Below are 23,059 nucleotides of genomic sequence, written 5' to 3' on the forward strand. Positions count from 1 at the left end.
AGGAGGTGATGTCCAGGTGGAGGGGTGTTACTCGGTGCCACCCTGCGCGCCATGCCTCGCGGCCCGGACGGCTCGACTGGACTCCTCCGAAGGTTCCGGAGACCCAAAGCCGCGCGACACGGCGGCCCTGGCACTCGGCAATGCGCCTCGGCTGTCGAGAGCCGAGGTCAGGCGCACCTCATGCCATCGAAGAACATCGCGATCAGGCGCCGGATGCGGGCCGGGTCGCCCGTGGCGGCCAGGGCGACCGCGGTGACGATGCAGACGACATCGTCGAGCTGGACGTCGCGCTTGATGACGCGCTCTCGCTTCGCCCGAGCCAGCAGCCGCTCACCCTCCTGCGTTGTCGCGTGGCAGCCCGGCGTGCCGCTCCGCAGCACCACTCCAATCGAGGTGGCCAGCCCGCGGTAGAGGCCCGCCGAGGTGACGAGCTGCTCGATGTAGCTCGCCAGCGCTTCGGCCGCGTCGCCCTCCTCCCCTTCGCGTGACTGGCTCGCCCGCGCGATCTCCAGCAGACGCTCGTCGCACGAGGCCGCCAGCAGCGCCTCCCGCGAGGGGAAGTGCCGGTAGAGCGTGCCGATGCCGACCTTCGCGTGCCGGGCGATGTCCTCGAACGAGGCGTCGGCGCCACGCTCGGAGAAGACCTCGTGGGCGGCGGTCAGCAGCCGCGCCCGGTTGCGCGCGGCGTCGGCCCGCAGGGGGCGCTCTTCGGGACGTTTCTCCATCTCGTTCATCTCCCTTGCGAACCGGAGGGTCCCTCCGTATTCAACCGGAGCATTTTCCGGAGGGTTCCTCCGTATTTAACCGGAGTCACCTTCCGTTCCTAGCACTACACGAGGGAGCGACCATGGCAGAGACGAGGACAATCCTGGTTCTGGGGGCGACGGGGCAGCAGGGGGGCGCGACGGCGCGGGCGCTGGTGCGCGACGGCTGGCGGGTGCGAGCGCTGGTGCGCGATCCGGCGAGCCCGCGGGCGCGAGCGCTCGAGGGGGTGGAGCTGGTGGCGGGTGACATGGGCGATGCCGGCGCGCTCGCCGCGGCGATGGCGGGGGCGTACGGCGTCTTCAGCGTCCAGCCCAGCTCGGGCCAGCAGAAGTACGGCGTCACGGATGAGGAAGAGGAGCGCCTGGGCATCGCCGTCGCCGACGCCGCCGGCCGAGCGGGAGTCGCGCACCTCGTCTACTCCTCGGTGGCGTGGCTGGGGCCGGACACGGGGGTCGGGCACTTCGAGAGCAAGTGGCGCATCGAGGAGCACATCCGGCGCAGCCGCCTGCCGGCGACCATCGTGCGGCCCGCGGCGTTCATGGAGCTGCTGCTCGAGCCCCACCTCGGGCTGACGCAGGGGCATTTCCATTTCATCATGCGTCCCGAGCAGCCGCTCCAGCTCATCGCCGTCGCCGACATTGGCCGACTGGTCGCGCGCGTGTTCGCCGACCCCGCGCGCCACCTCGGCCAGACCCTCGAGCTGGTCGGTGATGAACTGACGGGCCCCGCCATCGCCTCCCTCTTCGGCCGCGCCCGCGGCATCGAGGCCAGCTACGCGCGCTTCCCGGCCGAGGTGCTGGCCGCCAACGACGTGATGCGCCGCCTGACCGACCTCGCCGACCGCAGAGGCATGACCGGCGGGGCCGACGTGGCGGCGCTCCGCCAGCTCGTGCCCGACCTGCTCACCTTCGAGGCCTGGCTGCGGCAGACGGCGTGACGTCAACCGCCGTCACGCCCCCTCGGGCCCGCCGTGGTGCGCTCAGTTCTGGAGCGTGATGGGGAGCGACACGGTGTTCACATCACCGCCAGCGGCGGCCGTGCTCGTCGCCGTTGCCCTCAGGGTGTAGACGCCGTTGGCGAGGGCCTCCGTGTCGAGGTACCAGTCATAGGGAGCCAGTCCTTCCAGTCGGGAGGACACCACGGTGTTGTCCTTGATCAACTCGAAGAGCACGTTCTGGATGCCATCTCCGTCCTGGGTGCCCCGGGAGGGATCGCTCGCGACCACCGCGGCGTGGAGCGTGCCACGCACGATGTCGTGGTACAGGCTGGGGCTCGTGAAATAGACCTGGGAGGAGCTGGTCACCGTGATGTTTCGCGTGCCGCGGCCAAGGAAGTTCCGGGCGCTGTCGTAGGTCTCATACTTGAGCACGTGGTTGCCCACCGTGGGGGGATACCACGTGTGGGTGAACGGGGGGGACAGGGTGGCGAAATCCACATACGAGTCCGAGAAGTACAACACGATGCGCGCCACGGCGGGACTGGCGGAGAAGCGGATGGGGACGCCCTGATTCGAGGTGTAGGAGCCATTCTGGACAGGTGTGATCAGGGAGTTGTCGGTGTCCGGCAGCGAAGGCGTCATCACGACGTCTGAAATCTCCGTCCAATCGACGGTCTCGGTGAAGTCCTTGACCAGGGGCGCCGAGCCCGTGACGAGCCGCGGGCCAATGATGAAATCCATCGGGTCGGTTGGAATGAAGGTCTTGTCGGTGATGGTCCGCAGCAGCCTCCCGTCAAAGAAGAGGGAGACATGGTCCGCATCGTACTCCAGGGAGGCCTCATGGTATTGCCCGTCGTAGAGATCGACCCCCGTGTCGATCGGCAGGGACAAGGCTTTTCCAAGCTTCGCGCTCTCGAAAAGGAGTTGCGTGTTGGAGAGAGACTGGTTGGTCGTGTAGCCGAAGTTGATTTCGTGGAAGCTCTTCTTGTCCGAGGTGGGACCATTGTCCCACAGCGCGATGCCCCACCACACGGCACCCTCGGGACGGTGCGACAGGTTGAAGCGCACCTTGAAGGTTCCCGACGTGAAGCGCTTGGGCTTGTAGCGGATCTTCGACCAGGAGCCCATGTTGTCGGGTGCAATCCCCTTCTTCACATAGAACTTCGCGGTGCCGCCGGAGACAGTCGGGCAGGAGTACTCGCAGCTCCAGATCGACGAGTTGAACTGGTCGAAGGTGTCAACGAAGGGAGCCGCATTGGCATTGAAGGCAAAGGCCATGAACAAGGCCAGTGTTGTCTTGAGAAGCGAGGAGAGGCGTGTGAATCCAGGTTGATTCTTCATTCGAAGCTTCCTTTCCATTGATGAGGCGAAGATGGGCCACGAGGGGCTGGAACGGAATCAAAATCAACGTACAGCGGCTGTACGATTTTTTATGGGCACGACGCTCTCGAGGGACGATCTGCGCATGTTTCTCGCCGTATTGGAGAATGGGAGCCTGTCCGGTGCGGCGCGCAGTCTTGGCCCTTCACACGCTGCGAATGGTCCCGCCGTCGACGCGCAACACCGCACCGGTCACGTACGCCGCGCGAGGGCTCGCCAGGAACACCACCGCATCCGCCACTTCTTCCGGCCGGCCCAGACGACCCACGTCGTTGGGAATGAATTCACGAACGGCGGCGCGCTCGATCTCGTCCCACTGCGTGCCCCAACCGTGCGCTTCGGCCACGTGCCGCATGAAGCCCTCGATCGCTGGCACCCGAATCGCCCCGGGAGCGACCGCGTTCGACGTCACGCCACTTCCCGCGAGCTCACGCGAGAGCGAGACCGCGAGGTTGTGCCGGGCCGCGAGCGTCGCGTTGTAGTGCGGCTGCGTCGGCGCCGGCTGTGTCGCGAGTCCACCGCCGATGGTGATGACCCGGCCCCAACCACGCGCCCGCATTCCGGGAACGAAGTGCCGAATCATCCGCACGCCGGAGATCACGTTCTGCTGCCACACGTCGGCCCACTGCTCCGGCGTCGCCTTCAGCCATCCCACATGTTCGTAGCCGCCGGCGTTGTTCACCAGGATGTCGATATCCCCCTCCACCGCCGCGCGCACCGCATCGGCCCCCGCGTCGGTGGAGAGGTCTCCGAGGGCCATCTCCGCGCGTCCACCAGCGGCGCCGATGGCCTCGACCACCTGTCTGGCCCGTGTCGCGTCGCGGCCGTGCACGATGACCGTCACCCCCTCCGCCGCCAGTTGCTTCGCGATGGCTTCGCCGAGCCCCGAAGTGGAGCCCGTCACCAATGCCCGCTTCCCCTGAAGTTCCATGTTCATGGGCGCTGAATTTGCGTCCGGCACGTCGGCTCTGGAAGATGCACGCCACGAATGACTGTCTTTCGTGAGGACGAATGAATGCGCGGACCCGAATTCGCTGACCTTTCGGCCTTCGAGGCCGTCGCAACGCACCGGAGTTTCGCGCGCGCCGCGCAGGAACTCCGCACCACGGCCCCGGTCCTCAGCGTCACCGTTCGCCGACTCGAGACGCGCTTGGGCGTCCGGCTCCTCAACCGCACCACGCGGAGCGTGAGTCCGACCGAAGCCGGCCTCCACCTGCTCCAGCGACTGAGGCCGGCGCTGCGCGAGCTCGATGCGGCAGTGCTCGTCGTCGAAGACTTCCGCGACCGGCCGGTAGGCACGGTGAAGATCAACTCCGCACACTCGGCGGCGGTGTCGTTGATTGCACCGGTGCTCGGCGAATTCTTCGACCGCCATCCCGAAGTGAAGGTCGAGCTGAGCGTGAACTCCTCGACGGTCGACCTCGCTGGCGGCGGTTACGACCTCGGCGTGCGGCTCGGGGAACGCCTCGAGAAGGACATGGTCGCGCTCAGGCTCGGCGGCCGTCGGCAGGTCTACGTCGTCGCATCACCGAAGTACCTCCGGACGCGCGGCACGCCGCAGACCCCGTTCGAGCTCAAGCATCACCGCTGCATCGGCACCCGGCGCCCCGATGGCATCGCCACCCGTTGGGAATTCGAGCGGCGCGGCAAGAACGTGAGCCTGCCCGTCGACGGCACGTTGGTGGTCGACAACCTCGCCGTCCAGTTGCGCGCCGCACAAGACGGAGCAGGTCTCGCGTACACCATCGACGACTCGGTCGAGCCGCTCCTCGTGAAGGGCAAGCTGGTGCGGGTGCTGGAAACGTGGTCGCCGCGATTCGATGGCTTCTACCTCACCTATCCCAGCCGCCGCCAGCTCACTGGAGCGGTGCGCTCCTTCATCGACTTCATGACCCGCCGTTGAAATGCCCGGGCAGCCTCCTTCTGGCACTCAGCGGAGAATCCGCCGCATCGTCGGTGGGTACACCACCTTCTGCGGTCCACCTGGTACGAGGCTCCTGAGCTTCAGCGGCTTGCCGGGCGGCGGCGGCTCGCTCGCCAGCCCAAAGAGGAAGCTGAAGTCGGAAGCCCACCCCGAGTCCCCGGCGATACTCGCGTTCTTGTGACAATTGATGCAGTTGCTCGCCTCGTCCGGCGTGCCCGTCTGGAGGTACGTCTCCATTGTCGTGTTGGCGATGGGGACGTTGAGGGGCGGAGTCGCACCGGTGAAGGGCAGCGGGGTCTTGACGGGCGTCGTGGGATTTGGACCTGGCGTCCTGGACCAGAGCGTGTTCACCAGCACGTAGTTCTTCCAGACGGAGTCCGGGTAGTTCCGGGCGATCGCGGTCTGGATGGTCTGGTTGGTGGCCCGCGCGACCGGATCGATGGGTGTCAGCCGGGTCACCTGGATGGGGACGGGAGCGGGGCAACCCTCGCCGAGCCAGTAGGGAGGGGACACGTTCGGCGTACAGTCCACCGTGACCGAGGTGCGACCATCCACCGAGCACGACTCGTCCAGCTCGATCGTCCGCGGCCTGCATTGGGGATCGTAGAAGTTCCAGCTCGTCGTCCCGGGATCCGCGCCGTGATCGGGCGCGTTGTTCACATGCTCGAAGGTCGCCCATATCCAGGTGGGCTGGGAGACCGTCTTGTGGATGATATGAAAGCCAACCAGTGCCACCGTGGTGGCCCGGCACTTCTGGGTCGTCGGATCCACCACCACCGCTGGGGAAAGCTTGTACGCATTCCACCGGTTGTCCTGGGGATTGGGCACCTCCATCCACGCCGCCTTCATCTCCATGGCACCTATGGTATTCGACTGCCAGGAGCCCATTGGGTTCACCACGGGGCTACCCGTCCCCCCGTCCACCAGGGCCTGTTGGTTGGCCGCGTTGAAGAGCCTCTTCTCGACGATGTACGCGTATTCAGGCTGGCTGACCCGGACGTCGTACCAGACGTTGGTGCCATTGGCGGCCCCCAGCCATGAGGGGAGATCGAGCGGGAACGCCTGATTGCCGCTCCCCGAGGTGAACTGGGTCTCGAACTTCGAGACCACGTTCAGCGCCAGCATGGATCTGGCCTGCTGGGAGCTGACGTTCGCCTCGGCCAGACAGTCCTCCGAGATGCTTTGCGGTGTGCCCCATGAAGGGGGAGTCCCCCCCTCCGGTGGGAAGAGCTGCTGCTTGCTCATGAACGTCTGCCATTGGACCGTTCCGAGATCGCCGGGTGAGCCGAAGAAAGCGTCTGTCGTTCCACCCATGGCGGCGGCCGGCCAGTTCAGGGCGATGAACTCCGCCCAGGCGAAGCAGTTCGCGTCGAACTGGCTGGTGACATTGCTCATATCCGGCGGGATGCTGGGGCCGAACTGGATGTTCTGGGTGCCGCCGCACGAGAACCACGGAGCGCGGATAGCGGTCGAAGGAGCCTTGACCACCGGAGGCACCTTCTGGGACTCGGTGCCCGCCGGTTGTTCCTGGTTGGTGGGACGGTTGACGCAAGCTCCGAGCATGAGGAGCCCCGGGAGCACCAGACGCCCGAGTGAAACGGGAAGTGAGGACATGAGGATGTTCCTTCCTGGCCAATCGATTGGATTGGCCTGGGTAATGAATTGCTTCGCCATGTGTCTCCTATGGCGTGCGGACATCGAGGTTCGTTGGCGAGTATGAGCACCCAGGCCGCATCTCACCACCCACTCCAGTAGTACGAGTCAATACATGCAATCAATGTCTCGGAAATCACATGATCCGGCCGGGCACGAGCAGCCAGACGCGTGGCTCGACATTTCTCGGCCCTCCAGCAGGAGGCGCGGGCTCGCACCCTGGCGCCACATCCGTGCCAATGCCCTCAATGTGGAGCGGAGGGGAGCGAGGAAGGCCGCGGACGTGGCCCGGTCGGGCGAGGAGGTGGGCGGCTGCCAGGTGGAGGGGATGCTGGGGAGCGAGGGCCTCCAGGCTTCGTCACATCCGCATTCCCCCGCGCTCCCCCAGTCAGGACACGTGACGAGCGCGGGAGGCGCACCATGCAGGGCGACAAGAATAGCGCGTTCATGGAAGATCCCTTTGGATTCCTCTCCACGATTCCCCTGATCGTCAGTGTGCCGCCCTCTGATCTCGACACACCAGGGTTTCGCCCCATCCAGCCGCCATCATGCATTCCAACTCCGGACAGTGCACGACGGTGGTTGGCGTGCGGAGGGGGGAATGGCGCTTCTTCAGCCAGGTGATTGGTGTCAGCGGGGATTATGGTGATGTCGTCTGGATAGAATCCAGGAATCGCCTCTGAAGCACGGGCCAGCACGTCCGTGCGCGGTGCGGAGCGGCAACGGAAGTTCTGCCACGCTCCAGGGGCGGCAGTCCAGGGAACAGCTTGCTGCTCGTGGCGGCCGTGCTCGCCCGGCACCCTTTCCAGGCCGCGCGTCTGCCGACGTGTGAGTTCGTTCGTGCCGGCCAGCAACCCGTGGCTGTACGGAAACTGTTCTAGCCAGCTCATCACGAATTCCAGTATTCTGGCACACTGGATTCAAGGTCGAATCATCGAACGAGGAAGATACCGCTATGCGGAAGAAGTCAGGGCTGGGCCTGGGAGTGGTGCTGAGTTTCGTGGCCTTGGGTTGTGGCGAGATGCCAGGCGGCGCGAGGGAAGAGTCCGGGCCAGTGACCAGGACGCAGGCCATCACCGGAGACATCTTCGCCTCCGACGTCTTCAACTGGCGCTTCTATCTCAACGCCCATGCCGACCTGCTGCAGGCGGGGATCGTCACCGAGCAGGGGGCGCGCAACCACTGGCAGAGCACCGGCATCAGTGAGTGCCGCCGCGCCCACCCGCTCTTCCACACCCGGCAGTACCTGGAGATCTACCCGGACCTGAAGAGCGCCTTCGGCGGCGACTGTAGCGCGGCGCTGCAGCACTACCTGAACCATGGACGGTCGGAAGGGCGGGTGGGCGTGTCCGTGGGGGCCTATGACGGCCGGTACACGGTGAAGAACGACATCATCGCCGTGGGCGGCTCCAACCGGGTGGCGGGCGCGGTGGACAGCCTCTACTGGGGCGGCCGCGAGTTCATCAGCTCGTGGGACCACGGCCGCCAGCTCCAGATGGCGCTCTCCGGCAACGGTTGGGGCGAGTGCTACAACCCCACCGAGGCGGGCGGGGAGTACGACGGGCTGAATGCCACCTCCACCAGCCTGCTCCAGGGCGTCAGCGCCTCGGGCAGCGTGTATAGGACGCAGTCCAAGGCCGCCTTCTGGCTGCTGCCCGGACAGGAATCGGGCGCGGGGCCCTGCGGCGGCGCCCGTAACACCACCGCGCTCTCCAACTACACCCTCAACAAGCAGGTGACGGTGGGCTACGGCGGCCTGAGCCACGTCATCGAGTTCCTCACCCTGGTCACCGTTCCCGAGACGCTCGGCTCGATGGTGGTCGAAGCGCCCACCGGCTACCTGGGCGGGGAGTTCTCCGCCTTTTACACCTTCAACCCGAGCACCTGTCAGCTCGCGCCCCTGTCCGCGGGACCTGGAGAGCAGGGACTGCCGGTGGTGCTGTCGACGCCGGACGGGACGGCGGCGATGGGGGCCTGGTCGCCGGACCTGCCACAGTCCGGGCTGTCCGGCTCCGGCTACGGGCGCTTCGCCTTCCCCGACAGCGGCAGACCGGCCAATGCGACCCACAAGTGGAACGTCGTCTTCCGTCGCGGCTCGACACCTCCGGGCAGCTACGACTACCGGGCGTACATCGCCGTGGGCTCGCTGGAGAACGTGCGGGTGTCCCTCTGCCAGGTTGTCTCCCTGGTGCATTGAGCCCGAACGGCGGCGCGTTGCCGTATTGGCGCGTCGAGAGGGGGCGCCAGGCACCAGGTGCTCGCGGACGCGGCCTGGCCCCCGTATCTCGTCGAACAGCACAACCGTGCCAACGCCCTCAATGGCTACTTCAAGCAGGGGGCCGCCAGGACTGTGCGCCGCCTTGGGGTACCTTCGGAGGAGCCTCGCCCCGGCCCACCAGTCCTCCACCCGACGTCCTCTCGGGCCTCGCGTTTCGCTACGAGCTGACGGTGGCCCAAGCTAAGTTGGGCTTCATGAGTTTGATCAAGCTCGTTTTTCTGGCCATGGGCGTGCTCGTCCTCGTGGGTGTCGTCGTCATGGCTGTCGCTGGTGGCTTTCTCACCTCCATTTTCAACAACAGCTACGAAATCAAGAATGGAAGGGTTTTTTATCACGCGGCGGGAATCGGCTCGTCCGAGGTGGTGGGTGCGGACGCCGCGACCTTCAAGGAAATGAGGAGGGGCCATCACGGGTACGGTGAAGACAAGAATGGAATCTATTTCCATGAGAAAAGAATCCATGGTGCCGACCGTGACAGCTTCACGATTCCGACCGGGAACTCGTACTGGTCGAAAGACAAGGGCACGGTGTTCTACGGCGCCAGCGCCCTACCGGGTGTCGACGCTTCGAAGTTCCGGCTTCTTGGCCCCTATTACGGGACGGACGGAAGGTCCGTGTATGGCGTTGGCCGGCTTATCGAGGGAGCCGACCCCGACACCTTCGAGCTGGTCGCGAAGGACGGAACGATGGCGAAGGACAAGAACGCCCACTACCGCCTGGAAGAGCGCGGCCGCATGGAAAACGGCGTATTCATCAGCGACGAAGAAGCGGCCGAAGAGCGCACCCGGTGAGACGCTGTGTTCTACCCTCCCCTCGCGCTAGGCCTCGTCGCGCACGTTCCCGGGCCCACCGGCCAGCAGCAGCCCCGGAGCGGACTCCGGGTGCGAGGGCCCCAGCAGCGCGGTGCCGTAGCGCAGCCGTCTCGCGGCGGACAGCCACACGGCCCGCTTCATCCTCCGGGGCATGAGCGCGGCCAGCCGCATCATCCACCGGTGCGCCCGACCGGGGTACACCAGGGGCTCGGCGCGCTCGAAGCCGGCGAGCGCCTCGCTCGCGCACCGGGCCACCGGGATGCGCAGCCACGCCGCCAACGGGCCTTCCGGAGGCTGTGCCGCCTCGTCGCCGCCAGTGTCCACGGGCCCGGGCGCCACCTGCGTCACCACCACCCCCGTGCCCAGCAGCTCCAACCGCAGCGCCTCGGTGAAACCATCCAGGAAGCGCTGGGTGGCGGCGTAGACGGCCAGGCCCGGCACGAACACGCTCCCCCCGCCCGAGCCGATGTTGAGAATGCCTCCCCGTTTGCGCTCCACCATGCGCCGCACCAACCGGTGCGTCAGCAACAGGGGCGCCGTCATGTTCGCCTGCACCATCTGATGGATGCGCGGCCAGCTCTCCTGCTCGTAGAGGCCGTAGTCCCCCATGCCCGCGTCGTTCACCAGCACGTCCACCCGGATGAGGTTACGGCGCAGCGAATCCAACAACGTGTCCACGTGCTCCGGTTGGGAGAGATCACATTGCTCCACCCACACCCCGAGTGTGGGATTGAGCGCGAGCAACTCCTCTCGCAAGGTCTCCAACCGCTCGCCGCTGCGGGCGACGAGCACGAGCGTCCTCGCCCTCCTGGCGAGCTGACGGGCGAGTTCGCGGCCAATTCCCGACGAGACACCCGTGATGAGCACGGTGCCGGAATCGATTGGTGGACGCATGGGCTCCTCTTTGGCTCGGGCAGATGGGAAAGCTAGTGCGCACGCCTCCCGGGTGCAGGCCCCTCGCCTGCCTGGAGGTCCTCCCTGCCAGTCGAAAGTGGCAACATTGCGTTCACTCCGAGTCGTACCCAGGAGTAGATTGAGAAGGGCCCCCTCCCTGATGGAGGACAGGCACACCCGGAGGGACGTCCATGAGCACGCCTACTCGCATCCTCGTGCCGGTGGATTTGATGGAGGGCTCGCAGGCCATCGTCGGTTATGCGATCGAACTGGGCCGGCCGTTCAACGCGGCCATCGAAGTGCTGCACGTGTGGGAGCCACCCCAGTACGTGGCGCCGGATCTCCTCGTGGCCGCACCGGGCTGGACGCCCCAGCCGCTGGAGAAGGAGGCGCTCGCGGCGGCCAAACAGTCCCTGGAGAACTTCGTGGGCACCCTCCAGGGTGTGGGCAACCTCACCCAGAAGCTGGTGATGGGCGAGCCGTCCGCGGCGGTGATCCAGGTGGCCGAGTCGGGCGGCTTCAACCTCATCGTCATGGGCACCCATGGACGTCGGGGTCTGCCGCGCCTGCTGCTGGGCAGCGTGGCGCAGCGGGTCGTCTCCCGGGCCCCCTGCCCCGTCCTCACGCTGCACGTGCCCACGGCCAAGTAGGCGCGCGCCAACTACTCGGAGTCGCCCCTCTGTTCATCCGTCTTCAACTCTTCTGGAAGAGGGGCACTCATGAAAACCAGCCTTCCTGTCACTTGAACGACCATGAAGCCCTTACCAGCGATCTTCACGCGCTCGGTGTGCTCGGCTTTTCCAAGGGCAAGCCATTGCTCCGCTTCTTCTCGTGTCGCGAACTCATGAGCGACATCGACGGCGAATGATGTATTGGAGAAGGTCTTGTAGTACTCGGCGAAGTCTTCTTCCTTTGCGTGGTCGCGTATGTAGAGCAACGCAGCTTGAGCGATACTGAGCACCTCCCTCTCTTTCGAGCCCTTTTCATGAACATCAATGAACGGGTTCAAGGCAAAGAGAACGTCCTCAAAATCGAGTCCCGCGATATACGCCATTTCTCCACCCAATCGGCATCCTGTCTACAATGGCGCCAACACCAGCGCACCACCCAGCACGGCAATAACATAAGGAGCGGCAGCCATGCTCCCCACTATGACGACAGTTCCAAGCACCAATTCGGCCTTGTGTTCCCTCAACCAGGCGAGCGCGGCATCCATGGTTGGGAAATGAAGCTCCTTTTTTTGTGACTCCTGCCTCTCCAGTTCCTCCTGCTCCTCGACACAAGTCATAAACACCTTGAGACACTCGCTCGTGCAGTGTTTTCGGTGTTTCTCCGAGTGCTTGTCAATGCTTGAAAGGCTGGGCTTCCTCCGCCAGCATTTCGTGAAGCACTGCTTTTGTAATTCGTTACAATAGGCGTCGGCACCTGCGCCGCCAGTTCCGCTTTCGGCGCTGGACCCCACTCCGCTCGCATCCTCAGAAATAACGTAGACTTCGCGCTCTGGCGGTTGCGTATGGGCACATCCGAGGCTGGTTGTCGCCAAAGCCATGAGCAGAACCATCAACCGTGTGGGTGCTACTGGGCTCATCAAATCGCCCTCCCATGCCGCACCACCTCTCTCGCCTTTTCTCTCATCACAGGTCACCAGGGAGCAGAGCCACATGCACCAATATTCGGAGCAATAATCAACACCCCGCCCTCCGAGGAAACAGGAGGGCGGAAGAGTTCTCACATCGCGTCCGTCAGGACTTCTTGAGGTCGCGCTCGCCGAGGTTGGTGGCTCCCACCCAGCGCATGCGGTTGAAGCCATCCAGGTTCTTGTTGGCGACGATCTGGAAGCACGTGGACGAGCCCTGGGCGGCGATCTGCACGGACCAGCCCAGGAACATCTGCCAGGTGCGGAACCACCACTCGCCATAGGTCTTCACGACCTCGGCGCGATTGGCCATCCAGTTGTCATACCAGCGCGAGATGGTGAGCGAGTAGTGGATGCCCACGTTCTCCACGCTGTGGATCTCGAACCCCGCGCTCTCCAGGTTGCTCACCACGAAGGACAGCGGCATGGACGCATCCGCGCCGGGGAAGATGTACTTGTTCATGAACAGGCCCCACACCAGATCCTCGAAGTGGAAGCCCAGCGCGCCCTTCTTCGCGCGCAGTCCGGCGATCTGCAGGTAGAACAGCCCGTCGTCGGTGAGCATCCCGTGGATCTGCCGCATGAAGGCCTGGAAGTTCTTCACGCCCACGTGCTCGGCCATCTCCAAGCAGGAGATCTTGTCGTAGGGGCCCGCGGGAATGTCGCGGTAGTCCAGCGTGAGGATGCGGGCGCGATCGCTCACGCCCATGCGGGAGATCTGCTCGGTGGCGTACGCGGCGCCCTGCTTCGCGATGGTGACGCCCGTCGCGTCGACGCCCTGGTTCTTCGCCGCCGTGGCCACCAGCGTTCCCCAGCCGCAGCCGATGTCGAGGTAGCGCTCGCCCGGGCGCAGATGCAGCTTGTCCGCCACGAGCTGCATCTTCTGATCCTGCGCCTCTTCCAGGGTCTGGTTGGGCGAGGTGAAGAAGCCCGCCGTGTAGATCATCCGCGGGCCGAGGAACCAGCCGAAGAAGTCATTGCCCCGATCGTAGTGCTCGCGGGCGATGCGCACGTCCTGCTCCTGCGAGTGGATGAGCACCTCGGGCAGGAAGCGGGTGAAGAGGAACTTGAAGTGCTCGGCGACGGGCGTGTAGTCGACCACCTTCTGCCGCTCGCGGATGAAGGCGAGGAAATCCCCCTCGATGTCGAGGCGCTGGTGGATGTAGTCCTCGATGAGGGTCGCCATGGGGACCTTGCCCCCGGCGTAACGAGCGGTGATGGATGGGTCTTTCGGGGACAGTCGGTACGACACGGGCGCGTCCATGCAACCTCTTGTGAAGGGGGCTCCTCGTCCGCGAGGGGACGGGAGCCGGTGGGGCGCGCACTGTAGGTTAAGCCGCACTGCGGCGTGCGGAAAACAGCTTCTACCCCGCTTCAGGAGGACTCGGCGGTCCGCGCGGGCTCGCTGGCGGGGGCGTCTCCCGCGCTCGTGAGCGGCTTCAACTGTTCGCGCATCTGGAGGATCTGCTCGCGGGCCATCGTCTTGAGCCGCTCCAGGTCCGCGAGCGTCATGCCCTTGGTGGAGATGGGCGTGCCCACCGTCACCAGGGCGCGCGCGGTGGCGAAGCGCCAGGAGTGCTTGGGCAGCGCGCGGCGCGTGCCGCTCACCGCCAGGGGCAGCACGTCCGCGCCCGTCTCGATGGCCAGCCGGAAGGCACCATCCTTGAAGGGCAACAGCTCGTCGGTCTTCGAGCGCGTGCCCTCGGGGAAGATCATGATCGGCATGCCCTTGTCGAGCCAACGCTTGCACGTGCCCATGGCCTGCATGGCCGAGTCCTTCTCGCCCCGGCGCACGGGGATGTCGCCCGCGAGCCACATGCTCCAGCCCACCACGGGAATCTTCAGGAGCGACGCCTTGGCCATCCACTTCATCTCCCAGGGCAGCATGGAGATGATGAAGGGATCCGCGTTGGACTCGTGGTTGCTCACCACCACGGTGCGGGGCGCGGGGCGCACGTACGTGCCATGAATGCCGAACTTCCAGAAGGGGTTGAGCCGGGCGGCGGTGGTGCCCATGAGCCGGAAGGCGCGTCCCGTCACCACCTTGCGCTTGTCGAACGGCCAGGTGATGACCGCCAGGGGGGCCTGGATGCAGAAGCCCGTCAACGACACCAGGCCGGTTTCCAACCACGCGTACATGGAGAGCAGAGCGTTCATGGGAGTGACCTCCGCCCTATCAGCGACGGACCTTGGGGTCTAGATCCACGCTCACCGGACAGTGATCCGAGCCGAGCACGTGCGGGTGGATGGCGGCGCGCTTGACGTAGGGCATGGCCCCGGGCGAGGCGAGCGCGTAGTCCAGGCGCCACCCCACGTTGCGCTCGCGTACCCCGAAGCGCTGGCTCCACCAGCTGTAGTGCCCGCTCCCCTTCTCGAAGTGGCGGAAGGTGTCCACCCACCCCGCGCGCAGCCAACGGCAGAACTCCTGGCGCTCCTCCAACAGGAAGCCACTCGTCTCCCGGTTGTCCTTGGGCCGCGCCAGGTCGATCTCCTGATGCGCCGTGTTGAAGTCGCCCACCACCACGATGCGCTCGCCGTCGCGCAGGCCCTTCTCCAGGAAGTCGAAGAGGCGGCGGTAGAAGGCCAGCTTGAAGGGCACGCGGCTGTTGTCGCGCTCCTTGCCGTTGCCATTGGGGAAGTAGCAGTTCACCACGGTGAGCCGGCCGAAGCGGGCCACCTGCAGCCGGCCCTCCGTGTCCATCTCCTCCACGCCCAGCACGGACACGACGTCGTCCGGTGTCTTGCGCGAGAACAACCCCACCCCGCTGTAGCCGGGACGCTTCGCCGAGACGATGTGCGCCACGCGCCACCCCTCGGGCTGGCGTACCTCCTCGGGGAGCTGCTCTTCCCGGGCGCGCACCTCCTGCACGCCCACCACATCCGCCTTCTCGGCGGCCAACCAGTCGAGGAAGCCCTTCTTGTGGGCCGACCTCAAGCCATTCACGTTCCAGGAGACGATCCGCACGGTACTGGCTTCATTGCCCGAGCGACCCGGACACGGCAAGGCTCTCTGTCTATGCCCCGCTCGGCACCCCGCTCGCCCTGCCCGGCCAGGCGGGCCCCACGCCGTGCGCCTGACGGAAGGCCCGGATGCTCCGGGCGATCTCCTCGCCCGCCTCCAACAGCCCCGCGTGGCCCGCGTCCTCCACCAGCACCCAGTCCGCGCCGGGCAGGAACTCGCGCATGCGCGACATCTCACGCAGCGGCACGAGCAGATCATTCCGGGCGGCGATGATCTGCGTGGGCACCTGGAGCTTGTGCAGCACATCCCACGACAGCGGCCCCTCGAGCAGACCACGCATCGTCAACCAGTAGGTGCGCGGATCCATGAGGCGCAGGGCCTCGAGGAACACCTGGATCTCCTCGCGAGGCGCCCGGGCGCGTAACAAGCCCGTGACGCGGGCGAGCGAATGGGCCCAGCGTGAGGTGAGCAGCGGCTGGACGACGGGGGCGAGCCGGGGCACCAGGGGCGTCAACCCCGCGAAGGCCCGCGCCAGGGTGGCCTGTCCCCCCGGCAGGGGAAGCACCCAGTTGCGCGGGTCCGGCACGGAGGGACTTCCCGCCACGAGCGAGACGGCGGCCACCAGCGCCGGCCGGCGTCGGTACAACTCCAACAACACCCGGACCCCCATGGAGAAGGCCACGTGGTGGGGAGGGCGCCCATTGCCCTCGGCCATCATCTGTTCGGTGATGCGCTCCAGGTCGTCCACCTGGGCGCGCAGCGAGTAGTCCTCCCCCGGGGGCAGCTCGCTCCGGCCATGGCCCCGGTAGTCCCAGTGCACCACCCGGTGGTCGCGCTCCAGATCCATGACGAGGTGGCGCCAGAAGTTCTCCGTCGTCCCGATGCCATTGGTGAGCAGCACGGCCGGGCGGGACAGGAGCTCCGGAGCGGGCTCGCCCTGGGCGACCGCGTGCGTGTGATAGGCGACGCGGGTACCATCGGGCGCGGTGATGAAGCGGGTGAGATAGCTGTAGGGCATGGGTTCCCCACCATTCTGACGCTTTCCCGGCGCCGCAAGGCCCCACTTTCATTATCGTGCGTCCCCCCTCATGGCTTCCGTCACCTTCCCGTCCCCCCTCGCGCGCTGGCTCGAACCCCGACCCACCGGCACGGACGCCCCTCCGGCCGTCGTCGCCATGGGAACGATGAACTTCGGAGGCCGCACGCCCGCGCCCGAGGCCCGGCGCCTCGTGGCGCGCGCCCTGGAGCGCGGCGTGCCCTTCTTCGACACCTCCAACTCCTACAACAACGGCGAGGCGGAGCGCCTGCTGGGCGGAGCGCTGCGGGGCCGGCGCGAGCAGGTGGGAATCGCCACCAAGGTGGGGCTGGCGCGCATCCGGGGCAAACCCGAGGGCCTGGGCGGAGCGCATCTGGTGCGCTCGGTGGAGGAGAGCCTGAAGCGGCTCGGCACGCCGTACGTGGACGTGCTCTACCTGCACGCGCCGGACGCGGCCACGCCGGTGGAGGAGACGCTCGAGGCCGTGCAGGGCCTGCTCACCGCGGGCAAGGTGCGGCACTGGGGTGTGTCCAACCATGCCGCCTGGCAGATCCTCGAGATCAACGGGCTGTGCGCCGCGCGCGGCATGCCCCGCCCGGTAATCTCCCAGGTGCTCTACAACCCGCTCGTGCGTCAGGTGGAGGTGGAGTACCTGCCCTTCACGCGCCGCCATCCCCTGCACACCACCGTCTTCAACCCGCTGGCGGGCGGGCTGCTCTCCGGCCGCTATGCGCCGGGCGCCCCCATCGCCCCGGGCTCGCGCTTCGAGGGCAACCGCCTGTACCAGGACCGCTACTGGTCCCCGCGGCTGCTGGACATGGCCGCGCGCCTGCGCGACGTGGCCGAACAGGCGGGACTGTCACTGGTGGGGCTCGCCTATGGGTGGCTCGTGGGACGGCCCGGGGTGGACTCGGTGCTCGTGGGCCCGGGGACGGTGGAGCACCTGGACGCCGCGCTGGACGCCTGTGCCCGACCCCTGCCCGAGGACGTGGCCCGGCGCGTGGACGAGCTCTACCGGGAGTGGCAGGGCACGGACGCCAGTTACGTGAGGTGAACATGCTGGCGGTGGACGCGAAGACCTTCGAGCTCACGGGCGTGCTGGCGCACTACGCCGAGCACGGCTACGCGCGGCTGGGCCGGGTGCTCGACGCGCACGGGCTCGAGCTGCTGCGCGAGCGCGCGGACGACTTGATGCTCGGCCGGGTGAGCTACCCGGGCTTCTTCTGGCAGATGGACGCGCCCACCGGGCGCTACGAGGACGCGCCGCTGGGGCTCGGCTGGCAGGGGCCCTCGCTGGACTACCGCAAGCTGGAGAAGCTGGAGAAGGACGAGCGCTTCCTCGCGTGGATGCGGAACCCCCTCTTCGAGCGCATCGCCCGCGCGCTGCTGCCGCCCGGAGACATCTCGCTCTACCGGGCCATCCTCTTCCACAAGGGCCAGCGCGGCGGCAGCGAGGTGCCCTGGCACCAGGACGGAGGCAAGCTGTGGGGCCTCACCCGGGACCCCGAGCTCCAGGTGTGGACGGCGCTGGATGACGCACCCCGGGAAGGCGGCTGTCTGGAGGTGGTGCCCGGCAGCCACCGCTGGGGCCTGGCCACGCCGCTCGGAGGCGTGGTGCCCACGGATCAGGTGGCGGCGCGGGGCGCCGAGCGCCTCGGGGTGGCCCTGCCGGTGGAGGCCGGGGAAGTGGTGTTGCTGCACAATTATGTCTGGCATCGCTCGGGGCCAAGCCGCACGGGCCAACGCCGTCGGGGTTTCTCCGCCTGCTATATGGACGCGGCCACGCGCTGCGTGCGCAAGAAGAAGACGCCCCGGGACTTCTTCCCCCTCTTCCGCGCTGGAGAGCACCCATGACGGCCCAGACCTTCGAACTCAACGGAGTCCGCGTCCTCGAACTGCCCGCCGAGGGCCCCCGACTCCGGGAAGCCCTCGACCTCATCTCCCTGGCCTCCGAGCACCAGGCCGACCTGGTGGCGATCCCCGTCGGGCGCCTGGACGAGGCCTTCTTCAAGCTGGCCTCGGGCGTGGCCGGAGAGCTCGTCCAGAAGTTCGTGAACTACCGCCTGCGTCTGGCCATCCTGGGCGACATCTCCGCCCAGGTGGCGGAGAGCAACGCCCTGCGCGGCTTCGTCATCGAGGCGAACCGCGGCCATCAGCTCTGGTTCCTGGAAGATCGGGAGGCGCTGGCGGCGCGTCTGCGTTGAGCCGGAAAGTGGTAGACTTCAGCGCCGAATGAAGTCAGACGGCTCCGCGCCCCGTGCCCTGTTCCAGGTGAAGAGGAACAACTACCTTGGCTGCGCGGCCCTGTTGTTGATTTGCGGCGGACTCCTCCACCTGCCGGTGTTCGCCGCCTATGTCCGGCTCGCGCCGATGCTGCTCGCCTGGGCGGCGGGCTTCCTGGCGCTCGGAGCGGGGGTGGGCGCCGGATGGATTCCGGTGAAGGTCTCGGGCGTGTGCGCGGGCCTCATCGGCATCCTCGCCAACACGTGGCTCGTCCACCTCACCGGAGGGCTGAACAGCCCCTTCTTCCCGGCGCTCGCGACCATGCCGTTGCTCATCGCCATGTACACCCCGGATGCCTGGTGGCCCACACTGGTGAGTGGCGCGGCCATGCTGGGCTCGGTGGCGTTGCTGGACACGATGGCCCACCTGCCGGTGGAGGTGATGGTGCCGCAGTTGCTCGCCCTCGCCATCATTGGTGGGGTGGCCCTCTTTGGTTCGCGCACCTACCGGCGCATGTGGGACGCGCAGAAGGCGGCGCAGCAGGAGCACATGCACGCGTTGGAGCAGCTCGCGGAGAGCGAGCGCCGCCGGGTGCGCGTCGAGCGCGAGCGCGCCGAGGTGGAGCGGCTGGTGGTGGTGGGGCAGTTGGCCGCCGGGGTGGTCCACGAGGTGAACAATCCCCTGTCCTTCGTGAAGTCCAACCTGAACTACCTGGAGCGCGAGGCGAGGGCCTTCGACACGGAGCTGGATCGGGCGGAGCTGTGTGACGTACTCGCCGAGACACGGCTGGGAGTGACGCGCATCGAGCAGATCGTCACGGATCTGCGCGGCTTCTCCCGTGGCGACGAGGGCGCCCAGGAGGCGGGGATGCCGGAAGAAGCGCTGAACGAGGCGAGGCGGCTGGCCTCGGTGCGCCTGCGCAACCTGGCCGAGGTGACGATGGATGTGTCTCCGGGGTTGCCGCCGGTCCAGCTGGGGCATCGGCACATGGTGCAGGTGCTCCTGAACCTGCTGATCAACGCCGCGGACGCAGTGGAGCTGGTGACGCCCTCGCGTCCGGCCCATATCGGCGTGGGGGCGCGTCGGGTGGAAGGAGGGGTGCGGGTGGTGGTGGAGGACAACGGCCCGGGGCTGCCTCCCGAGGTGATGTCGCGGCTCTTCGAGCCCTTCTTCACCACCAAGCCGCCGGGCAAGGGCACCGGGTTGGGGCTCACCCTGTGCCGGGAGTACGTCACGCGCGGCGGCGGCACGCTTCACGCGGAAAACCGCCCCGAGGGCGGTGCCCGCTTCGTCCTGACACTGCCCGTGTCCCGGGAGAGCCCCCCGGCGAGCGAGTGACTCCGAGGCCACCCGGCTTCGCCCGCCAGCGCCCTGGTGACCCTCTGGAAGTAGCGGCCCCTGGCTCGCTTGCCCCGCCTCCTGGCATCCAGCGGCCACGGCATGGCACCTGGGGACAAGGAGACCTACCCTGGCCTGTCACCGCCACACAGGAGCGCTGCCATGGGACTGATGGATCGCATCTTCGGACGAGGTTCCTCGCCTTCGGTGCCTTCGGCCCGCCCGGCCACGGCGAGCACGGGCTCCGCCGATGACCAGGCGCTGGCCCGTTATCGCTACCTGCTCCGGACGGCACCTCCCGAGGCGATCGAGCAGGCTCACGCCGAGGCCTTCGCGCAGCTCACGCCCGAGCAACGCACTCGCGCCCTGCGCGAGCTGAGCGAGCAACTGCCCGCGTCGGAACGGGGCATGGCCTCCCAGGACGCCGATCCCCGGGCACTCGCGCGGATGGCGACCCGTGCCGAGCTGCGCCAGCCGGGCTTCATGGAGCGCACCTTCGGAGGGGGCGGCTTCGGGAGCATGTTGGCCGGCAGCCTGCTGGGGAGCATCGCCGGCAACTTCATCGGCACGGCGATCGCCCACCAGTTCCTCGGCGGCTTCGATGGGAACGAGCCGGGCGATCTCGACGCCGCCCAGGCGGATGCCTCGAGCCTGGAGGACGACGGGGGCGGCTTCGACGACAGTGGCTTCGACGACGCCGGGGGCGGCTTCGACGGGGACTCCCTCGACCTGTGACGCCGCGCCCTACCCTCCCAACGCCGTCTTCAGCTTGCTCTTGCGGATGGCCGGCAGGCTGATGCGGAAGGTGCTGCCCTTGCCCACCTCGCTGCTCGCGGTGATCTCCCCGCCAAAGCCCGTGATGATGCCGTGGCAGATGGACAACCCCAGGCCCGTGCCCACGCCCACCGGCTTGGTGGTGAAGAACGGATCGAAGATACGGCTGAGCACCTCGGGCGCCATGCCGCACCCGGTGTCGCGCACCTCGAGGATGGCGTGGTCGCTCTCCGCGCGCAGCACGACGCGGATCTCGTTCTTGTCCGGCTGACCCGCGCTGATGGCATGCGCGGCGTTGATGAGCAGGTTGAGCACCACCTGACCGAAGCGCGCCTCGCTGCCCTCCACGAGCGGCACGTCGGACATGTCCTTGACCACCGTGGCGCGGTGGCGCAGCTCGCCGCGAGCCAGCGCCAGTGCCGAGTCGATGACGCGCCGCAAGTCCACCGCCGTGGGCAGCTCCTCGTCTCCACGCGAGAACGTCTTCAGGTCCTGCACGATGAGCCGCACCCGGTTGACGCCCTCGTTCGTCTCCTCCAGCACCTCCTCCAGCTCGCTCAGGCGGCCCGGGGGCAGCAGCTCGGTGATGGCGTGCAGCTCCTCGGTGAGGAAGGACAGGTTGGAGATGACGAAGGCGAGCGGGTTGTTGATTTCGTGCGCCACGCCCGCCGCGAGCGTTCCCACCGACGCGAGCCTGTCGGCGACGACGAGCCGCGCTTGAATCTGCTTGCGCTCGGTGAGGTCGCGCGCGCTGACGATCGTCGCGGGCTGGCCGGCGAAGACGAGCCGCAGGCTGCTGATCTCCGCGGTGAGCACGCCACCGTCCGGGGGCAGGAAGCGCACCTCGCGCACGCGCAGCGAGGTGCGGCCGGGCAGCATGCCTCCATCCAGCGTGCCGGCAGCGGCGGCACGGTCGTCCGGGTGGATGAAGTCCAGGAGGGAGCGGCCCACCAGCTCGCTGGCCTTGAGGCGCAGGAACGAGCACGCCGACGGGTTCACGTACAAGAGCGGCCCGCCGCGGTGCACGAAGATGGCCTCGGGCGAGCCCTCGATGAGGGCGCGGAAGCTCTCCTCGGAGCGGCGCAGCGCCTCCTCCGCGGCCTTGCGCTCGGTGATGTCGAAGGACACGCCTCCGAGGAAGCGCCGGCCCGAGCTGTCGCGGGCGATGAAGCGGTAGGTGAGGAACTGGCGCGGCTCGCCCTCGGGCGTGGGGATCATGCTCTCGGAGACCGAGGGCTGACCGGACTTGAACGCCTGATCGTCCTGCTCGCTCAAGAGGGCGACCGTCTCCGGCGGCATGAGCTGCTCGTCGGGGATGGTGCTCACGTCGGTGCCGGGCGCCAGCGCGAAGAAGCGACGGAAGGGCTCGTTGACGAAGACGCGCCGGCCGCCCTCGTCCTTCATGTACGCGAGCGCCGGGTTGTTGTTGAGGAAGGAGTCGAAGAGGTGCTGGCTCTCCTGGAGCGCGGTGACGATGGAGGCCACCTCCGTCATCAGCGCCTGCTTCGCGGCGTGCTCGGCGGCGTTGCCCATGGCGGCGCCCAGCAGGCCCGCCATCAGCTCCAGCGTGCGCTCGTCCGAGTCCACGAAGGCATAGGGCACCTGCGACACGATGCTCAGCACGCCCACCGTCTGGTTGTCGCGCTTGAGCGGCACGTTGAGCATGGAGCGCACCTTGAGCCGGCGCGCCACGTCGAAGTTCGCCCGCGGGTCGCGCTCGGCGTCGTCCGTGCGCATCACCTGGCCGCGCAGCACGCTCGAGCCCGCCATGGTGCTGCCCACCGGCAGCCGCGCGCCCTCGAACTGCTTCGAGTAGCCCGTGCAGACGCGGTAGTACATCTCGTCGCCCTCGATGATGCCCACCGCCGCGCCGCCCGCGCCGCAGAGGATCATCGCCCGCTCGGAGATGAGCCGCATCACCACCTCCAGATCCAACCCCGCCAGCGCGATGTCGTTCTGGGTCTGGATGATGGCCGCCAGCCGCTCGATCTCCCCGCGCGCCGACTCCTCGTGGGATTGCCGGCGCATGAAGGCGTAGCAGCGGCGCTCGAACAGGGTGATGCGCGCGCGGATGTCCGCCGCGTGGAAGGGCGCCACCAGGTAGTCGTCCACGCCGATTTCCATCAGCGGGGACAACTCCTCATCGGCGAGACTCGAGGCCATGCCGATCATGGACACCTCGGCGGCGCGGATCTGCGCGCGCAGGCGGGTGAACCACTCGGATTTCTCGCGAACCTGTTCGGCGCCGACCACCAGGACGTCCACCAGGGAGATGGTGGCGGCCGTCACCTCGGGTCCCGAGGCCACCACGACCTCGTGCCCCATCTGGGCGAGTTCCGACCCGATCGGATGGTCACCGTCGCGGCTGAGAAGGAGAAAGCGCATGGAAGCGGAGGCGAATCCGGGGAGAGCGGAAGATTGAAGGAGTAAGGCCCTTGCCGTCCACC

At 67.2% G+C, this 23,059-nt stretch carries 22 protein-coding genes; 10 read left to right on the top strand and 12 right to left on the bottom strand.

The window, feature by feature from the left end:
• Nucleotides 1-167: 167 nt before the first annotated feature.
• Nucleotides 168-725: a TetR/AcrR family transcriptional regulator gene (locus CYFUS_RS27375; RefSeq protein WP_095992256.1), complete on the bottom strand. Its 558-nt coding sequence runs from the start codon at nt 723-725 to the stop codon at nt 168-170.
• Nucleotides 726-847: 122 nt separating this feature from the next.
• Here CYFUS_RS27375 and CYFUS_RS27380 point away from each other — a divergent pair, with 122 nt between their 5' ends.
• On the top strand, nt 848-1,702 hold the full coding sequence (locus CYFUS_RS27380; RefSeq protein ID WP_095987914.1) for an NmrA/HSCARG family protein: 855 nt from the start codon (nt 848-850) through the stop codon (nt 1,700-1,702).
• A gap of 42 nt (nt 1,703-1,744) precedes the next feature.
• On the opposite strand, the gene CYFUS_RS27385 is transcribed toward CYFUS_RS27380, so the two are convergent.
• A complete protein-coding gene (locus CYFUS_RS27385; RefSeq protein ID WP_095987915.1) occupies nt 1,745-3,043 on the bottom strand; it encodes a hypothetical protein in 1,299 nt (432 codons plus the stop codon).
• A 184-nt stretch (nt 3,044-3,227) separates the two neighbouring features.
• Nucleotides 3,228-4,019: an SDR family NAD(P)-dependent oxidoreductase gene (locus tag CYFUS_RS27390; RefSeq protein WP_095987916.1), complete on the bottom strand. Its 792-nt coding sequence runs from the start codon at nt 4,017-4,019 to the stop codon at nt 3,228-3,230.
• Between the two features lie 78 nt (nt 4,020-4,097).
• On the opposite strand from CYFUS_RS27390, the gene CYFUS_RS27395 reads away from it, so the two are divergent.
• Nucleotides 4,098-4,985 carry a LysR family transcriptional regulator gene (locus CYFUS_RS27395; protein WP_095987917.1) on the top strand — a complete coding sequence of 296 codons (888 nt, stop codon included), beginning with the start codon at nt 4,098-4,100 and terminating at the stop codon, nt 4,983-4,985.
• Between the two features lie 27 nt (nt 4,986-5,012).
• On the opposite strand, the gene CYFUS_RS27400 is transcribed toward CYFUS_RS27395, so the two are convergent.
• The gene (locus CYFUS_RS27400) at nt 5,013-6,620 is read right to left on the bottom strand and encodes a cytochrome c family protein (RefSeq protein WP_095987918.1); all 1,608 of its coding nucleotides are present in this window, start codon (nt 6,618-6,620) and stop codon (nt 5,013-5,015) included.
• A 994-nt stretch (nt 6,621-7,614) separates the two neighbouring features.
• Between CYFUS_RS27400 and CYFUS_RS27405 the strand changes: the two genes are divergently transcribed.
• Together CYFUS_RS27405 and CYFUS_RS27410 are read left to right on the top strand one after the other, a co-directional pair.
• On the top strand, nt 7,615-8,856 hold the full coding sequence (locus CYFUS_RS27405) for a hypothetical protein (protein WP_095987919.1): 1,242 nt from the start codon (nt 7,615-7,617) through the stop codon (nt 8,854-8,856).
• Nucleotides 8,857-9,131: 275 nt separating this feature from the next.
• Nucleotides 9,132-9,728, top strand: a complete 597-nt coding sequence (locus CYFUS_RS27410; protein ID WP_157758684.1) for a DKNYY domain-containing protein — start codon at nt 9,132-9,134, stop codon at nt 9,726-9,728.
• A 27-nt stretch (nt 9,729-9,755) separates the two neighbouring features.
• On the opposite strand, the gene CYFUS_RS27415 is transcribed toward CYFUS_RS27410, so the two are convergent.
• Complete coding sequence (locus CYFUS_RS27415; RefSeq protein ID WP_232536828.1) at nt 9,756-10,643, bottom strand: SDR family NAD(P)-dependent oxidoreductase; 888 nt, start codon at nt 10,641-10,643, stop codon at nt 9,756-9,758.
• A 191-nt stretch (nt 10,644-10,834) separates the two neighbouring features.
• Here CYFUS_RS27415 and CYFUS_RS27420 point away from each other — a divergent pair, with 191 nt between their 5' ends.
• Nucleotides 10,835-11,293, top strand: a complete 459-nt coding sequence (locus CYFUS_RS27420) for a universal stress protein (protein WP_095987921.1) — start codon at nt 10,835-10,837, stop codon at nt 11,291-11,293.
• A gap of 11 nt (nt 11,294-11,304) precedes the next feature.
• On the opposite strand, the gene CYFUS_RS27425 is transcribed toward CYFUS_RS27420, so the two are convergent.
• From CYFUS_RS27425 to CYFUS_RS27450, 6 genes are all read right to left on the bottom strand, one after another.
• Nucleotides 11,305-11,697 carry a hypothetical protein gene (locus CYFUS_RS27425; protein WP_095987922.1) on the bottom strand — a complete coding sequence of 131 codons (393 nt, stop codon included), beginning with the start codon at nt 11,695-11,697 and terminating at the stop codon, nt 11,305-11,307.
• A gap of 24 nt (nt 11,698-11,721) precedes the next feature.
• Nucleotides 11,722-12,204 carry a hypothetical protein gene (locus tag CYFUS_RS27430; protein ID WP_095987923.1) on the bottom strand — a complete coding sequence of 161 codons (483 nt, stop codon included), beginning with the start codon at nt 12,202-12,204 and terminating at the stop codon, nt 11,722-11,724.
• 181 nt (nt 12,205-12,385) lie between these two features.
• Nucleotides 12,386-13,543: an SAM-dependent methyltransferase gene (locus CYFUS_RS27435; RefSeq protein ID WP_095987924.1), complete on the bottom strand. Its 1,158-nt coding sequence runs from the start codon at nt 13,541-13,543 to the stop codon at nt 12,386-12,388.
• Between the two features lie 110 nt (nt 13,544-13,653).
• Complete coding sequence (locus CYFUS_RS27440) at nt 13,654-14,436, bottom strand: lysophospholipid acyltransferase family protein (RefSeq protein WP_095987925.1); 783 nt, start codon at nt 14,434-14,436, stop codon at nt 13,654-13,656.
• A gap of 19 nt (nt 14,437-14,455) precedes the next feature.
• Nucleotides 14,456-15,244 (bottom strand): exodeoxyribonuclease III, encoded by a 789-nt coding sequence (locus CYFUS_RS27445; RefSeq protein ID WP_095987926.1) that lies wholly within the window; start codon nt 15,242-15,244, stop codon nt 14,456-14,458.
• A gap of 49 nt (nt 15,245-15,293) precedes the next feature.
• Nucleotides 15,294-16,259: an alpha/beta fold hydrolase gene (locus tag CYFUS_RS27450; RefSeq protein ID WP_095987927.1), complete on the bottom strand. Its 966-nt coding sequence runs from the start codon at nt 16,257-16,259 to the stop codon at nt 15,294-15,296.
• 70 nt (nt 16,260-16,329) lie between these two features.
• Here CYFUS_RS27450 and CYFUS_RS27455 point away from each other — a divergent pair, with 70 nt between their 5' ends.
• The 5 genes from CYFUS_RS27455 to CYFUS_RS27475 all read left to right on the top strand — a co-directional run bounded on the left by CYFUS_RS27455 (nt 16,330) and on the right by CYFUS_RS27475 (nt 20,573).
• The gene (locus CYFUS_RS27455; protein ID WP_095987928.1) at nt 16,330-17,331 is read left to right on the top strand and encodes an aldo/keto reductase; all 1,002 of its coding nucleotides are present in this window, start codon (nt 16,330-16,332) and stop codon (nt 17,329-17,331) included.
• 2 nt (nt 17,332-17,333) lie between these two features.
• A complete protein-coding gene (locus tag CYFUS_RS27460; RefSeq protein ID WP_095987929.1) occupies nt 17,334-18,131 on the top strand; it encodes a phytanoyl-CoA dioxygenase family protein in 798 nt (265 codons plus the stop codon).
• Nucleotides 18,128-18,481, top strand: coding sequence for a DUF4180 domain-containing protein (locus CYFUS_RS27465; protein WP_095987930.1), 354 nt, complete (start codon nt 18,128-18,130; stop codon nt 18,479-18,481). Before CYFUS_RS27460 ends, CYFUS_RS27465 begins: the two co-directional genes overlap by 4 nt.
• Before the next feature lie 28 nt (nt 18,482-18,509).
• The gene (locus tag CYFUS_RS27470; protein WP_095987931.1) at nt 18,510-19,838 is read left to right on the top strand and encodes a sensor histidine kinase; all 1,329 of its coding nucleotides are present in this window, start codon (nt 18,510-18,512) and stop codon (nt 19,836-19,838) included.
• 162 nt (nt 19,839-20,000) lie between these two features.
• Nucleotides 20,001-20,573 carry a hypothetical protein gene (locus CYFUS_RS27475; protein WP_095987932.1) on the top strand — a complete coding sequence of 191 codons (573 nt, stop codon included), beginning with the start codon at nt 20,001-20,003 and terminating at the stop codon, nt 20,571-20,573.
• Between the two features lie 9 nt (nt 20,574-20,582).
• Here CYFUS_RS27475 and CYFUS_RS27480 read toward each other — a convergent pair whose 3' ends face one another.
• Nucleotides 20,583-22,997 carry an ATP-binding protein gene (locus CYFUS_RS27480; RefSeq protein WP_232536829.1) on the bottom strand — a complete coding sequence of 805 codons (2,415 nt, stop codon included), beginning with the start codon at nt 22,995-22,997 and terminating at the stop codon, nt 20,583-20,585.
• Nucleotides 22,998-23,059: the final 62 nt, after the last annotated feature.

This window comes from Cystobacter fuscus (genome assembly GCF_002305875.1).
Taxonomy (GTDB): Bacteria; Myxococcota; Myxococcia; order Myxococcales; family Myxococcaceae; genus Cystobacter; species Cystobacter fuscus_A.